General features: G+C 34.9%; 11 protein-coding genes and 1 other annotated feature. Of the genes, 10 read left to right on the top strand and 1 reads right to left on the bottom strand.

Features of this window, described 5'->3' with window-relative positions; translation table 11 throughout:
* Window positions 1–159 precede the first annotated feature (159 nt).
* Together BR52_RS05175 and dtd are read left to right on the top strand one after the other, a co-directional pair.
* On the top strand, window positions 160–2,370 hold the full coding sequence (locus BR52_RS05175) for a RelA/SpoT family protein (protein ID WP_034569937.1): 2,211 nt from the start codon (window positions 160–162) through the stop codon (window positions 2,368–2,370).
* Window positions 2,371–2,386: 16 nt separating this feature from the next.
* A complete protein-coding gene (dtd, locus tag BR52_RS05170) occupies window positions 2,387–2,833 on the top strand; it encodes a D-aminoacyl-tRNA deacylase (RefSeq protein ID WP_034569932.1) in 447 nt (148 codons plus the stop codon).
* Between the two features lie 39 nt (window positions 2,834–2,872).
* Here dtd and BR52_RS05165 read toward each other — a convergent pair whose 3' ends face one another.
* On the bottom strand, window positions 2,873–4,192 hold the full coding sequence (locus BR52_RS05165) for an N-acetylmuramoyl-L-alanine amidase family protein (RefSeq protein ID WP_034569929.1): 1,320 nt from the start codon (window positions 4,190–4,192) through the stop codon (window positions 2,873–2,875).
* Between the two features lie 209 nt (window positions 4,193–4,401).
* Window positions 4,402–4,617 (top strand) — a binding site (T-box leader).
* 79 nt (window positions 4,618–4,696) lie between these two features.
* Between BR52_RS05165 and hisS the strand changes: the two genes are divergently transcribed.
* The 8 genes from hisS to BR52_RS05125 all read left to right on the top strand — a co-directional run bounded on the left by hisS (window position 4,697) and on the right by BR52_RS05125 (window position 14,197).
* Window positions 4,697–6,019 (top strand): histidine--tRNA ligase, encoded by a 1,323-nt coding sequence (gene hisS / locus BR52_RS05160; protein WP_034569925.1) that lies wholly within the window; start codon window positions 4,697–4,699, stop codon window positions 6,017–6,019.
* 25 nt (window positions 6,020–6,044) lie between these two features.
* Window positions 6,045–7,832: an aspartate--tRNA ligase gene (aspS, locus tag BR52_RS05155; RefSeq protein WP_034569922.1), complete on the top strand. Its 1,788-nt coding sequence runs from the start codon at window positions 6,045–6,047 to the stop codon at window positions 7,830–7,832.
* A gap of 147 nt (window positions 7,833–7,979) precedes the next feature.
* Window positions 7,980–9,008 carry a signal peptide peptidase SppA gene (gene sppA, locus BR52_RS05150; protein WP_034569919.1) on the top strand — a complete coding sequence of 343 codons (1,029 nt, stop codon included), beginning with the start codon at window positions 7,980–7,982 and terminating at the stop codon, window positions 9,006–9,008.
* Between the two features lies 1 nt (window position 9,009).
* Window positions 9,010–9,783, top strand: a complete 774-nt coding sequence (locus tag BR52_RS05145) for an RDD family protein (protein WP_034569916.1) — start codon at window positions 9,010–9,012, stop codon at window positions 9,781–9,783.
* Between the two features lie 147 nt (window positions 9,784–9,930).
* On the top strand, window positions 9,931–10,833 hold the full coding sequence (locus BR52_RS05140; protein WP_034569913.1) for a deoxyribonuclease IV: 903 nt from the start codon (window positions 9,931–9,933) through the stop codon (window positions 10,831–10,833).
* 123 nt (window positions 10,834–10,956) lie between these two features.
* On the top strand, window positions 10,957–12,831 hold the full coding sequence (locus BR52_RS05135) for a DUF2207 domain-containing protein (protein WP_034573521.1): 1,875 nt from the start codon (window positions 10,957–10,959) through the stop codon (window positions 12,829–12,831).
* Between the two features lie 184 nt (window positions 12,832–13,015).
* Complete coding sequence (locus BR52_RS05130) at window positions 13,016–13,354, top strand: PadR family transcriptional regulator (RefSeq protein ID WP_034569910.1); 339 nt, start codon at window positions 13,016–13,018, stop codon at window positions 13,352–13,354.
* Window positions 13,355–13,528: 174 nt separating this feature from the next.
* Window positions 13,529–14,197 (top strand): hypothetical protein, encoded by a 669-nt coding sequence (locus BR52_RS05125; RefSeq protein ID WP_147291893.1) that lies wholly within the window; start codon window positions 13,529–13,531, stop codon window positions 14,195–14,197.
* The last annotated feature ends 172 nt before the right edge of the window (window positions 14,198–14,369 follow it).

Raw genomic sequence — 14,369 nt, 5'->3', positions numbered from 1 at the left:
AAAGTTATTATTCTGTTTGAATTTAAGAGAAATTAAAGTTATAATTAATAAAAGTGTAAAAAGTAAAGAAGCGCTCTTTTTGAGCGCTTCTTTTTACAACAAGCCTAACGATAAGTCGTTGAAGGCCTACTTACAAAAAGAGGAAAAGAAGGTGACGTTATGCCCAAAAATAAAGATTATTCAGCTGGTGAAGTAATCGCATTGACCACAACTTATATGAACAGTAGCCATGTGGCATTTGTCAAAAAAGCATGTGATTATGCGACTCATGCTCATGAAGGACAGTTTAGAAAATCAGGAGAGCCTTACATTATTCATCCAATCCAAGTTGCCGGGATTTTAGCAGAATTAAAAATGGATCCTGCAACAATTGCAACTGGTTTTTTACATGACGTTGTAGAAGATACCGACATGACCTTAGAAGATATTTCAAGAGAATTTTCACCAGAAGTAGCCATGTTAGTAGACGGGGTTACTAAATTAGGGAAAATAAAATATAAATCTCATGAAGAGCAACAAGCCGAAAATCACCGTAAAATGTTGTTAGCAATGGCGCAAGATTTACGCGTTATCATGGTGAAATTAGCCGACCGATTGCATAATTTGCGTACCTTAAAACACCACCGTCCAGATAAGCAACGAAGAATTGCTAATGAGACACTTGAAATATACGCACCATTAGCACATCGTTTAGGGATTAGTCGTATCAAGTGGGAGCTAGAGGATACTTCTTTACGTTATTTAAATCCACAACAGTATTACCGAATTGTTCATCTAATGAATTCTAAACGGGAGGAACGAGAAGCCTATATTGCAGACTCTATTTCAAAAATTCAAGAATCAGTTGATGAGTTAAATATGAAAGCTGAAATTTATGGGCGTCCAAAACATATCTATTCCATTTATCGTAAAATGAAAGATCAAAAGAAACAATTTAATGAGATCTATGATTTACTTGCAATTCGGGTAATGGTGGATTCTATCAAAGATTGTTACGCTGTGTTAGGGGCAATCCACACACGTTGGAAACCGATGCCAGGGCGTTTCAAGGATTATATTGCCATGCCAAAGGCTAATATGTACCAGTCACTACACACCACTGTAATTGGACCTAATGGTAATCCTGTTGAAGTTCAAATTAGAACCTTTGAAATGCATCAAGTAGCCGAGTTTGGGGTAGCCGCGCATTGGGCGTATAAAGAAGGTATCACTAAAAAAGTCGACAATGATCCAGTTGGAACGAAGTTAAGTTGGTTTAGAGACATTATTGAGTTACAAGATGAAGCTAATGATGCAAGTGACTTTATGGAAAGTGTAAAAGAGGATATCTTTAAAGATAAGGTATATGTCTTTACACCAAAGGGCGATGTTAGTGAATTGCCATCAGGAGCAGGTCCATTAGATTTTGCTTACAATATTCACACTGAAATTGGCAATAAAACGATTGGAGCTAAGGTTAATAGTAAAATTGTTCCCCTAAATTACAAGCTCAAAAATGGCGATATCGTTGAAGTGATGACGTCACCAAATTCATTCGGTCCAAGTCGAGACTGGGTTAATTTAGTATCCACAAGTAAGGCGAAAAATAAAATAAAACGTTTCTTCAAATTACAAGACCGAGAAGTGAATATCGACAAGGGTCGCGACATGGTGGAAAAACAATTACAAGAAATGCAATTTACACCAAAAGACTTTCTAACAAAACAACACATCAAAGAACTTTTAGAACGGTTTAATTTTACAAGTGAAGACGATTTATTTGCAGCAGTAGGCTATGGAGAATTAACGGCCTTAATTATCGCAAATCGTTTAACTGAAAAAGAACGTCGTGAACGTGACCTTGAAAAGCAAACTCAAACCATGAATCAAATGGATAAAAAGATCAAAAAAGAGCCAGAAAAAATGAAAGTTCGTCACGAAGGTGGCATTGTTATTCAAGGCGTCGATAACTTATTAGTTCGAATTAGTCGCTGTTGTAGCCCCGTACCAGGAGATAAAATCGTTGGATATATTACTAAGGGTCGAGGTGTTTCAATCCACCGTGCAGACTGTCCTAATATCAAAGGTGCGGATGATATCGAGAATCGATTAATCGATGTGGAATGGGAAGATGCGGCTTCAAAAGGACATGATTATGATGCGGAACTTCAAGTAGAAGGCTATAATAGAACAGGCTTATTAAATGAGGTTCTGCAAGTTGTAAATAGCATGACGAGAAATTTAACAAGTGTCAATGGGAAAATCGATAACAACAAAATGGCAACAATTACGTTGACGATTGGCATTCAAAACTTAAATCAATTACAAAAAATTGTAGATAAAATTAAAACGATTCCAGATGTATACAGTGTTAGACGGATGACATCTTAAAAGTGGAGGCGATGAGTTGAGAGTTGTAATTCAACGAAGTAAAAAAGCAGAAGTTGCCATTGAGGGTATGGTAGTAGGAGCGATATCAAAAGGATTAGTCTTATTAGTTGGCATTAACGAAGAGGATACTCAAGAAGATGTGGACTATTTAGTAGGGAAAATAACAAAGATGCGTATTTTTGAAGATGAAAATGAAAAAATGAATTTAGCTATTACCGATGTAGCTGGCGAAATTTTATCAATTTCACAATTTACATTGTTTGCTGATACAAAAAAAGGCAATCGACCAAGTTTTATAAAATCAGCAAGACCAGAACAAGCAATTCCTTTATATGAAGCTTTTAATCAAGGGTTAAAAGACATGGGGATATCGGTTGCAACAGGTGAATTTGGCGCCGATATGCAAGTCTCGTTAATAAATGACGGTCCAGTTACAATCATAATAGACAGCCAATCAAAATAAAAAATAGGATTTGATCCACGGATCAAATCCTATTTTTTATTATTTTTTAAAGTATTGATTTAAAGATTGAACAATAGTATTTGAAATTTTTTCTCGATAACTGTCTGTATTAATCATTGAACTATCCGTCGTATTATTCACATAACCAAGCTCTAACAATAGAGCAGGTTGCGTATTTTCTCTTGTTACTTGGAAATCACCAAAACGCACACCGTTATTAGGCAACGGACCATTAGCCAGTCCATCATTCACTATTTTTGCAAGTGCTTTGTCACGTTCGTGGTAATAATACGTGGTTGTTCCGCTTCCATCATTCGCATTTTCCGTTGAATCATAATGAATACTGATAAAGACGTCAGCTTTAGCTTGGTTACTGATAGCTGGACGTTGGCGAAGACTAACGCTCTTATCTGAATCACGCGTTAAAATAACATTCGCACCGACAGCTTTTAGTTTAGCTGCTAATGTTTGAGCGGTTTTTAACGTCGCTTCTTTTTCGTAAAAGGTAGATGCTTCTGCGCCTGGATCATCCCCACCATGTCCTGCGTCAATGACGACAGTCGCTTCTGCTAACGATGAAACATTAGCCAGTGGTGCAGAAGAAGTATCAGCAGATAAATCAACTAACCAGCTAGCGACATACCCATCAATACCAGCATCATTTCGAATATGGTACCAATCGCCACTTGTTCCAACATAGTCAAAATTTTGACCTTTAGTAGCGGTTGTTACTAAACTAGACGTTGTACCTGGTGCACTTCGAATATTAGCTTCTTCATTTCGAATTGTAATGGTCTTGATTGAAGCTGATTTCTCATCAGTTGTACTAACAGTCGTCGGAGCTTCTTGTTGAACAGAAGCTGGTTTTACATCGATAAATTTTGAACTAATCCAAGCTACTTGTTGATTGTATTGAATTTGAGTCCAACCATTTTCTTGATACAACACAGTTAATTCTGTTCCCTTTGTAACAGAACCAATGATTGCTGCTTGATCGTTGCTTTCACTGCGAATGTTAATTTTTTCTCCGGTAACAGTTCCCATGGTATTTGTAGCAGCACTGATTTCAGTATTATTTACGAGCCAGCTCGCAACCCAACCAATTTTGTCATTGCTTAAACGCACTTTGTACCAGTTGTTTTTTTCTTCTAAAATATTGACTCGATCTCCTGCACCGATTTGGGTCATCGTATCATAAGATAAACCCGGTCCAGTTCGAACATTTACTACAGCGGCGTCAATTTTAATCGTACTATAATTTGCTAAAGCCATTGTAGCAAAAGCAGTAAGGCTAATTAATAGAATGAAAAAAAGTAAAAAAGTCTTTTTATGATTCCTCGGTATTGTTGTCTGTTCCATTCATTTATCCACTACTTTCTACTTATCCAAATAAATCAAATTTCAAAAAAATGATTTCTCTTTAATTATAGCAATATTTCCTAGTAATTAGCAATTTTTTTAATTGAAAAATAACAAAAATTTAGCGAATTCTCAAAAAAGTTCGAAAGAATTGTAGATAATCTCTTGACAAGGGAAGGTGTTTCTTGTAATCTTGTTATAATCTAATAAGTTACCTGATGAAAGAAAAAGTAAACAAAATTAGCGAGTATAAAGAGAGGATCTTCGATGGCTGAAAAAGATTCCCGTAATTTTGATTGAAAGACACTCTGGAGGGTTAACAGTGCAAAGCTGTTACGTTTACGAGCGTTAATCGTTGAGGAAAGCATCCATTGCTTTCAAAAAAAGGTGGTACCACGGTCTAATTCATTTCGCTCGTCCTTATTCTATATAGAATAAGGGCGGGCTTTTTTTATTTTACAAATAGCATTATTCAACTAATTATTATCTAAGGAGTGTTTTAAAATGGCAATTCAAAGACCAAAAGGCACAGCAGATTTATTACCAGGAAATTCAAAAAAATGGCAATATGTGGAAGAAATTGCACGTATGATTATGAGAGATTACCAATTTCATGAAATGAGAACGCCAATTTTTGAAAGTTATGATTTGTTCTCACGTGGTGTAGGAGAAACCAGTGATATTGTTTCTAAAGAAATGTATGACTTTATGGATAAAAAGAATCGTCATATGGCACTTCGTCCAGAAGGGACAGCAGCGATTGTTCGTGCATTTGTTGAAAATAAATTATTCGGACCGGAATTTGCTAAGCCGTATAAAGTATATTACATGGGACCAATGTTTCGCTATGAACGTCCACAAGGCGGACGTATGCGTCAATTCCACCAATTAGGCGCCGAAGTATTTGGTAGCGATAATCCAGCAACAGATGTTGAAACAATGGCATTGGCAATGGATATTTTTAATCAGCTAGGATTAAAAAATATTAAATTGGTTATTAATACATTAGGGGATAAAGAAAGTCGTGATGCCTATCGCGCGGCATTGATTGCATTTTTAGAACCTCATTTTGATGAATTAAGCCATGACTCACAAGTTCGCTTACACAAAAATCCTTTACGTGTCTTGGATAGTAAAGATCCAAAAGATAAGGAAATTGTTGCAAATGCTCCATCTATTTTGGATTACTTAAATGAAGTATCCGCAACTTATTTCAATTCCGTTAAACTTCTTTTAGAAGCGTTGGAGATTCCTTACGAAATTGATTCGAATATGGTACGTGGATTGGACTATTACAATCACACTATTTTTGAAATTATGAGTGATGCTAAGAGCTTTGGAGCTATTACAACGCTATGTGCAGGCGGACGTTACAATGGTTTAGTCGAAGAAGTTGGCGGACCTGAAACACCGGGCTTTGGTTTTGGAATGGGCTTGGAACGATTAATGTTAGCTTTAGAAGCTGAACAAATTGAAATTCCAGATCTGGATGAGTTAGATGTATACGTGGTCGGACTAGGAGAAGAAACTAATATTGAAACCTTAAAATTAGTTCAAACCATTCGTGAATCAGGTTTTTCAGCAGAGCGTGATTACCTAAATCGAAAAATAAAGGCTCAATTTAAAACAGCTGATAAATTAGGTGCAAAAGTTGTAATTACTATTGGAGAAGAAGAACTTGCAAATGGTGAAGTGAATTTCAAAGTGATGAAAACAGGAAAACAAGAAAAAGTGTCATTAAAAAATATTTACCGCGATTTTGATAAAGTCTATAATTTACAAACAACAGATATGACAGCATTTAATGAATTTTTTAACAAAGACTAAAACCAACTAAAAAGGAGCAACTCAAATGGCAAAACGTACAGTTTATTGTGGAAAAGTTTCAGAAGATTTATTAGGAGAAGTAATTACAGTTAAAGGTTGGGTGCAAAAACGTAGAGATTTGGGTGGTTTAATCTTTATCGATTTACGTGACCGTGAAGGCATTATACAAGTTGTTTTCAATCCAGATTTTTCAAAAGAAGCACTAGAAATTGCCGAAAATGTTCGAAGTGAATATGTACTTGAAATTACAGGTAAAGTTGTAAATAGAGATGCTTCAGTAATTAACAAAAATATTGCAACAGGAATGTTAGAAATCGAAGCAAACGAAATTACGATTTTAAATAAAGCAAAAACGACACCATTCTACATTGAAGACGGCGTCAGCGTTTCAGACGATAAAAGAATGCAATACCGTTATTTAGACCTACGTCGTCCAGAAATGACTAAGAGCTTTATTTTACGTCATGAAATTACTAAATCAATTCGTAACTACCTTGATAACACTGGGTTTATTGATATTGAAACGCCCTATTTAACAAAATCAACTCCCGAAGGTGCAAGAGATTACTTAGTCCCTTCTAGAGTACACCCAGGTCATTTCTACGCATTGCCACAATCCCCGCAATTATTTAAACAGTTGTTGATGGGAGCTGGATTTGATCGTTATTATCAAGTCGTTCGCTGTTTTAGAGATGAAGATTTACGTGGTGACCGTCAGCCTGAATTTACGCAAATTGACATTGAAACAAGTTTCTTAGAAGCTGATGAAATTCAAGGTTTTACAGAAGAATTATTGAGAAAAGTAATGAAAGAAACAAAAGGTATTGATATTTCATTGCCCCTTCCACAAATGAGTTACGATGAAGCGATGAGCCGATACGGTTCAGATAAACCAGATATCCGTTTTGACTTAGAATTAATCCAATTAAACGAGATAGTAAAAGATTCTAGCTTTAAAGTCTTTAGTGGAGCTATCGAAAATGGCGGCGAAGTAAAAGCAATTAATGCAAAAGGTGCAGCTAACAAGTATTCAAGAAAAGACATTGACGGCTTAGGAGAATTTGTTGGCAGATACGGTGCGAAAGGTTTGGCTTGGCTAAAAATGGAAGAGGATGGCTTAAAAGGGCCAATTGCTAAATTCTTTACTGAGGACGCAGAACGCTTAATCGCTGCAACGAATGCAGAACCAGGTGACTTATTATTATTTGTAGCAGATAAAAAATCAATTGTAGCCGACGCTTTAGGAGCATTGAGAAATAAATTAGGAAAAGAATTAGAATTAATCGATGAAACTAGATTTGCTTTTCTTTGGATCATTGACTGGCCTTTATTGGAATACGATGAAGAAAATGGACGCTATACTGCAGCTCATCATCCATTTACAATGCCAAAAGAGAGTGACATTGATAAATTAACAACGAGTCCTGGAGAAGTTTACGCGCAAGCCTATGATATCGTTTTAAATGGGTATGAATTAGGTGGTGGATCTCTTCGTATCCACACAAGAGAATTACAAGAAAAAATGTTTGCAGCATTAGGATTCTCAAAAGAAGAAGCAGAAGAACAATTTGGTTTCTTATTAGAAGCATTAGATTATGGATTCCCACCACACGGCGGAATTGCACTTGGTTTAGACCGCTTAGCAATGCTATTAGCAGGCAAAGAAAATATTCGGGAAGTGATTGCTTTCCCTAAAAATGGGCGTGCATCAGATCCATTAACGTCAGCACCAAGTGTTGTCAGTGAAGCACAATTAGATGAGTTGTCACTTGCAACAACAAGAATTGAAGAAGAAACAACCGAAGAAGAATAAGAGAAAAAGTCTTGTGAGAAATGGAAGAATTCTTACAAGACTTTCTTTCGTTAAGTGGAGCCATTTTAGGATAAAGCTTGTAATGCGTCATAAAATTTGTCAAAATAAAGATAAGAAGAATTTAAATTAGCATTGGAGGAATAAAAAGTGAATAAAAAAAGATGGATTGCAATTGTTTCAGCAATAATATTATTTGTAGCATCAATTGTTGCTACAGGAGTTATGGAGATTTCAAAAAAGAATGCCAGCTCAACAAACTCAATTAATGAGTTATTAGGTGGAGAGGATTCACTTTCAGAGAATGTCATTGAAGCTGGAAAAGCTAATCAACGAATCGTTTTGTTAACGATTGAAGGAACCATTTTATCTGGTGGTACGTCGGGTATGTTTAATACAGCAAGTTACGACCATCAACTATTTATGAGTGAATTGCAAAAAATCGAAGAAGACGACACTATTAAAGGAATTGTTTTATCCGTCAATTCTCCAGGTGGTGGGACGTATGAAAGTGCTCAAATCAAAGATAAATTAGTCGAAATTAAAGAAAAAACTAAGAAACCACTTTATGTATCAATGAAGAATATGGCTGCCAGTGGGGGCTATTATGTGTCAGCAAATGCTGAGAAAATTTTTGCAACAGATGAAACCATGACTGGTTCAATTGGTGTGATTATGTCAGGCTCAAATTACAGTGGTTTATTTGAAAAGCTAGGCATTAGTGATACAACCATTAAAAGTGGAGAATTTAAGGATATTGGCTCAGCTAGTCGCCCAATGACAGAAGAGGACCGTGCTATTTTACAACAAATGATCGATGATTCTTATGGCCGTTTTGTAAATGTCGTTGCAACAGGTCGTCACATGGATGAGTCTCGTGTGAGAGAATTAGCAGATGGGCGAATTTACGATGGCGCACAAGCAAAAGCAGCGGGTTTAGTAGATGAAATCGGCTACCAAGAAGATGTAATCAAAGCGATGAGAAAAGATTACTCCTTAAAAGAAGCAGAATTATTTGAATATCAAGCAGCTAGTCCAAGTCTATCGAGTTTATTTACATCAAAAGCAAGTCAAATGATTTCACCTAAAAATTCGGTATTAAGTGAATTGGATGGTATGATGAGTAAATTTGGAACAACGAATTCTCCTAAAATGATGTATCTGTACGGAGGTGAGTAAAATGTCAAATGATTTCTTAGATAAAAAAATTGATGGAGAAATTGACGAAACAAAACAATTTGATTTAAATGATTTTCAAAAGGAAATAGAAATGGAAGAATTTACTCAAGCCTTAGATCAAGCTGTCGTTGAAAAAGAAATAAGCGATGAGAATGATACAGAGGATACAAAGCTAAGATATGAAGAGAAACTCAATGATATAGAAAATAAAGAAGCTAAAGAAAAAGAATTAGCTTTAAGTCGTGAAATTAGAAGACGTTATTTACATGAAAAACAAGTGGAAGAAGATTTAGCTGAAAAACCGTATCACCGTTATCCAAATTATTTTTATGCAGGATTTTGGTTGCGATTCTTTGCTTATCTAGTCGATTTAATTGTCGTGGGAAGCATCGGTAGAATTATAGTGGATCCTATTTTTTCAGCTTTTCAAATAGAAAAATCGACTGTTCCTTATTCACCTTATGCTTTAGCACACTTAGCAGTTTTTCTACTGTATTTTGTTTTAATGACAAAATTAAGCAATGGGCAAACGATTGGGAAAATGATTTTTGGCTTACGGGTAGTTTGTTTTAGAGAAGAAAATTTAAGTTGGGGAACCGTTATTGTAAGAGAAGGCTTCGGGCGCTACTTAATGCAAGTTTGGTTCTTTATGTATGCATTGTACTTGATTTTATTTTTTAATGAGCGCAAACAGCAAGCAGCAGATTTATTTTGCGATACCAGTGTAGTAACAGAAAACCTAGTGAAAGCGAGTCAGGTAACGATTGTCAATTGATAATAAAGCGTGTCTTTAATTAAGACACGCTTTATTTTTTATTCCTAAAAAATAGAGTGTAACAAAAGAAAATAAATAATTTGTACTTTTAAGAAATATCACATACAATGATTAAGAGGAAAATGGGAAAAAGGGAGAAGTGAAAAAATGGTTTTATTAGGAAGTCATGTTTCAATGAGTGGAAAAAAAATGTTGCTAGGATCAGCTGAAGAAGCAGCAAGTTACCAAGCAAATACGTTTATGATTTATACAGGAGCCCCGCAAAATACTAGACGAAAACCAATTGAAGAAATGAATATTCCACTTGGTCAAGAATATATGAAGGAGCATCACTTATCGAATATAGTGGTCCATGCCCCGTATATCATCAATTTAGGAAATACAATTAAACCAGAGAATTTTGGTTTTGCAACAGAATTTTTACGCCAAGAAATTGTTCGAGCGGAAGCACTAGGCGCAACTCAAATTACCTTGCATCCAGGAGCTCATGTTGGAGCGGGGGTAGATGCTGGACTTGCCCAAATAGTTAAGGGGCTTAACGAAGTTTTACACAAAGACCAAGTAGCTCAAATCGCTCTGGAAACAATGGCTGGAAAAGGAACAGAAATAGGTCGTTCCTTTGATGAATTGGCTCGAATTATGGATGGCGTAACATTAAATGATAAATTATCTGTCACATTTGATACTTGCCACACGAATGATGCAGGCTACAATGTCCGAGAAGATTTTGACGGAGTTTTGACAGAATTTGATAAAATTATTGGATTAGATCGCTTAAAAGTGATGCACATCAACGACTCAAAAAATCCACAAGGTAGTCACAAAGACCGACATGCCAATATTGGATTTGGTACAATTGGCTTTGATGCGCTAAATAAAATTGTGCATCATCCAGAATTAAAAGGACTAGCTAAAATTCTAGAAACACCTTATGTTGGCGAAGATAAAAAAGACAAAAAAGCACCATATGGCTATGAAATTAAAATGCTACGGGAACAAAAATTTAATCCTAATTTATTAGAAGACATTCTTAATCAAGTTGGATTTTAAATCACTAAAGACTCTGATTAAGAGTCTTTTTTTATCCCTAAAATTCGTATAGTTTGACTACCGAAAAAACAACATCTGTGTCATAATGTAACTAAGGAGTCAATGAAAAATGGAGGGAAAAAAATGAAAAAATATATAGTTGGTTTAATTCTAATCATTGGAATAGGGCTAAGTTTTCCGAATAATGTAAATGCAGAACGTTCTTACTCAATTGATCAATACAATGTCGATATTCAGCTGCAAAAAGATGGTAGCGCAAACTATGAAGAGCGAATGTTGTATCAGTTTGACGGAACGTTTAATGGTGTATTTTACGATTTAAATTTAACTGGACGACGAAATGATTCATCCATTTCAGATATTGAAATTCGAACACAACCGTTTGGAGGAAAAGAAACAGCGCCATACACAGAGGATAATTCAGGGAAAAATAACACGTATCAACTAACAAAAAATAATGGAATAGCTAAGTTTAAAGTGTTCAATCAAGTAACAAATGAAAAGCAAGCCGTTATTTATCGTTATCATTTAAAAAATGTGGTGACAAACTATGAAGATATTGCAGAATTAAATCAAATTGTTATTGGTGAAGAGTGGCAAGATACGCTAAATGATGTCCATATAACAATTCATTTACCTAAGGGAACAAAAAGTGACGAGTTACGCGCATGGGCACACGGCTCCTTAAATGGTAGCATAAAATTAGCGAATGAGAATACGGTTCAATTAACAATCAAAAAAAATCCAGCGAATAGTCCAATTGAAGCAAGAGTCATTTTTCCGACTACTATTACTAGTGAAAATCAAAACAAAGTAAATACTAAGCAATTAAACAAGATTCTTAAATCAGAAAAAATAGCTGCAGAAAAAGCAACTAAAGAACGTAAAATGGTAATGGGCATAAGCTATGGTTTTGCAGTTTTATCCGTTATTATTTTAATTTTTGGTTCACTACATGTTCGAAAAGTAGCAGGCAAAAAAAAATTCTCAATTGGAGTTCCAGAGCATCTGTATGATATTCCAGCAGATATTACCCCAGCTGTAATGTACCACGCGACGACGAATCAGTTACCGAGAACAACGGACTTAACAGCAACCATTATGGATTTAGTTCGTAAAGGTCAACTTACAATCGAAGAAATTGAGATTGAAATACCAATTAAAAGAAAAAATAAAAAAATTGAAAAAACTTTTTTAATTGAGAAAGTGATTCCATCAAAACCCGCTCATTTACTTGAGCATGAAATTTATTTACAGACATGGTTGATTGAGAAAATTGGAGATGGCCAAAAAGTAACCTTAAAACAAATTGAGGATTACGGAAAAAAAGATGTGAAAAAAGCAGAAATATTTACAAAAAAATATTTAAATTGGCAACAAAAAGTAAAAAAAGCTTCAACGAACTTAGGCTACATCAAATCAAGTAGCCAAAAAGCTTTCACACTTGCAATGATTTATGGGGGAACTTTAACCTTGATCGGAGTAAGTACGATCATGACTATGTTGATGTTAAATGGCTTTTATCCAATAGTTGCAGTTATTGTAGTTTTAGCAGCAACGATTGGTTTCATTCAATGGATCGGCTATTTTCCAGTTCGCAATTTGGAAGGTGAGACCGCACTTAAGCAGTGGGCGTCTTTTAAACAGATGTTACAAGACGTTAGCAATTTGAAAATGGCAGATGTTGGTTCGCTAATTTTATGGGATCATTTCCTAGTGTATGCCATTTCTCTTGGGGTTTCAAAAGAAGTCATTAAAGCTTTAGCAGTCCAATTTCCACAAGCAGATTTGGGGACGATGAATGTAGGACATTACTACCTGTATGGAGCAGCGTGGAACATGGGGGCAAATGGTGCCTTTAATAGTGCTTTTGAAAGTAGTTTTACGAACGCAATGGGAAGTGCTATTTCAAATTCAAGTAATGCCGGCGGAACTGGTGGTGGATTTAGTGGTGGATCTTCAGGAGGTTTTGGAGGCGGAGGCGGAGGTGCCTTTTAGTCAATAACTAGTATAAAAGAAGAGGCTATCCCAAATTTTTAAACGAAGTCTCTGCTTTAACTTATTTTTATTATGTGTTATTTTAGAAAATCATTTTATCCACTAGTATGCTTTACAAACTAGTGGATTTATTTTATACTGTAATTGACTAGTATGTAAAGCATACTAGAGAGGAGGGAGTGACTTGAAAGAAACTCAATTATTAAAGGGTGTATTGGAAGGCTGTGTGTTGTCAATTATTGCAGACCGTGAAGTTTATGGTTATGAACTTGTTCAAATTTTAAAAAGTTATGGATTTACTACTATTGTTGCAGGAACGGTTTATCCTCTTTTACAAAAACTTGAGAAGCAACAGTTCATAGAAAGTAAAATACTTCCTTCCCATGATGGTCCTGACCGTAAATATTTTTTCTTAACTAAAGAAGGTCAATTGTATCTGCAAGAATTTGACAACCAGTGGAATGGTTTGGTAAAGAAAGTCAATCATTTATTAACCTCAGAAAGGATGTATCCAGATGAATAATCAGAAAAATGATACCAATCAATGGATTGTAAAAAATAATTTATTGCGAGATAAATTAGAGGATGCCAATAAGGACTACTATGAAAACTATTAATTTATATTCGAAGCGTTGAATTTTTTTATGATGAAGATGAAACTGAGAGCTTGTTATATGCTATTTTAAGCGATATAGTATTGGCACAAGAACATGGTGAAGCAGCAGCCGACTATTTAGGAAGAGATCCTAAAAAAATGGCAGATTCTTTAATTTCAAAACTAGAAAAACCTAAATTTCAAACAAAATTGAAATTATCAGGATATATAGTTGGAATTAGTTCATTTTTTAGCTTACTTGGAGAATTGGCAGCCCCTGAATTCAATTTTAATCCGATTCTTCTTTTATTAAAGGGTATTTTAAGTTTTATTATAGTTTATTTAACTTTTTTCTATGTACATAAAAATGTGTATTCACATAGTACTCCCACTAAAATAAAGCGTTTATTGGGATATTTTTACTTATGGTTAATTAGTTCTTGTGTCATGGGTACTTTTATTTTGATTGATTTATTCACACCTAAAAATTTAGATTTTAGGATCCCTAATCCTTTTGATTTGATTTTTATCGGAATCCTAATGATTGCTGTATTAGGCTATGATTTTTTGAAAAATCCAGATAAATTGTATGCTTTTTTGCCAATTACATTTATTATAGGTATGGTTGGTATATACTCAAAATTAGCATTTGGAAAATCTTTGTTTAATAGTACGAAGGGCAGATGTTTATTTGTAGTAGCCATGATAGTTGGTTACCTTGTTTTTAGCGTTTTAAACCGTATTATTTTTAAAACTCAATCAGATAAATAAATAAAAAAAGAGCTAATCAATAATGTAAATTTTACACTATTAATTAAGCTCAAATAAGGTGTTCAATTATATCAAAACTTATTAAAGAACGAAGAAATTATGCTTCCATAGTTTATGAATTGCTAATAAATTTTTAGAGTAGCGACTCTTTTGTACACTATCTGATTTAGTC

Origin of the sequence: Carnobacterium divergens DSM 20623, assembly GCF_000744255.1 — a bacterium.
Taxonomy (GTDB): Bacteria; Bacillota; Bacilli; order Lactobacillales; family Carnobacteriaceae; genus Carnobacterium; species Carnobacterium divergens.
This window is presented reverse-complemented; position numbering and strand designations above follow the sequence as displayed.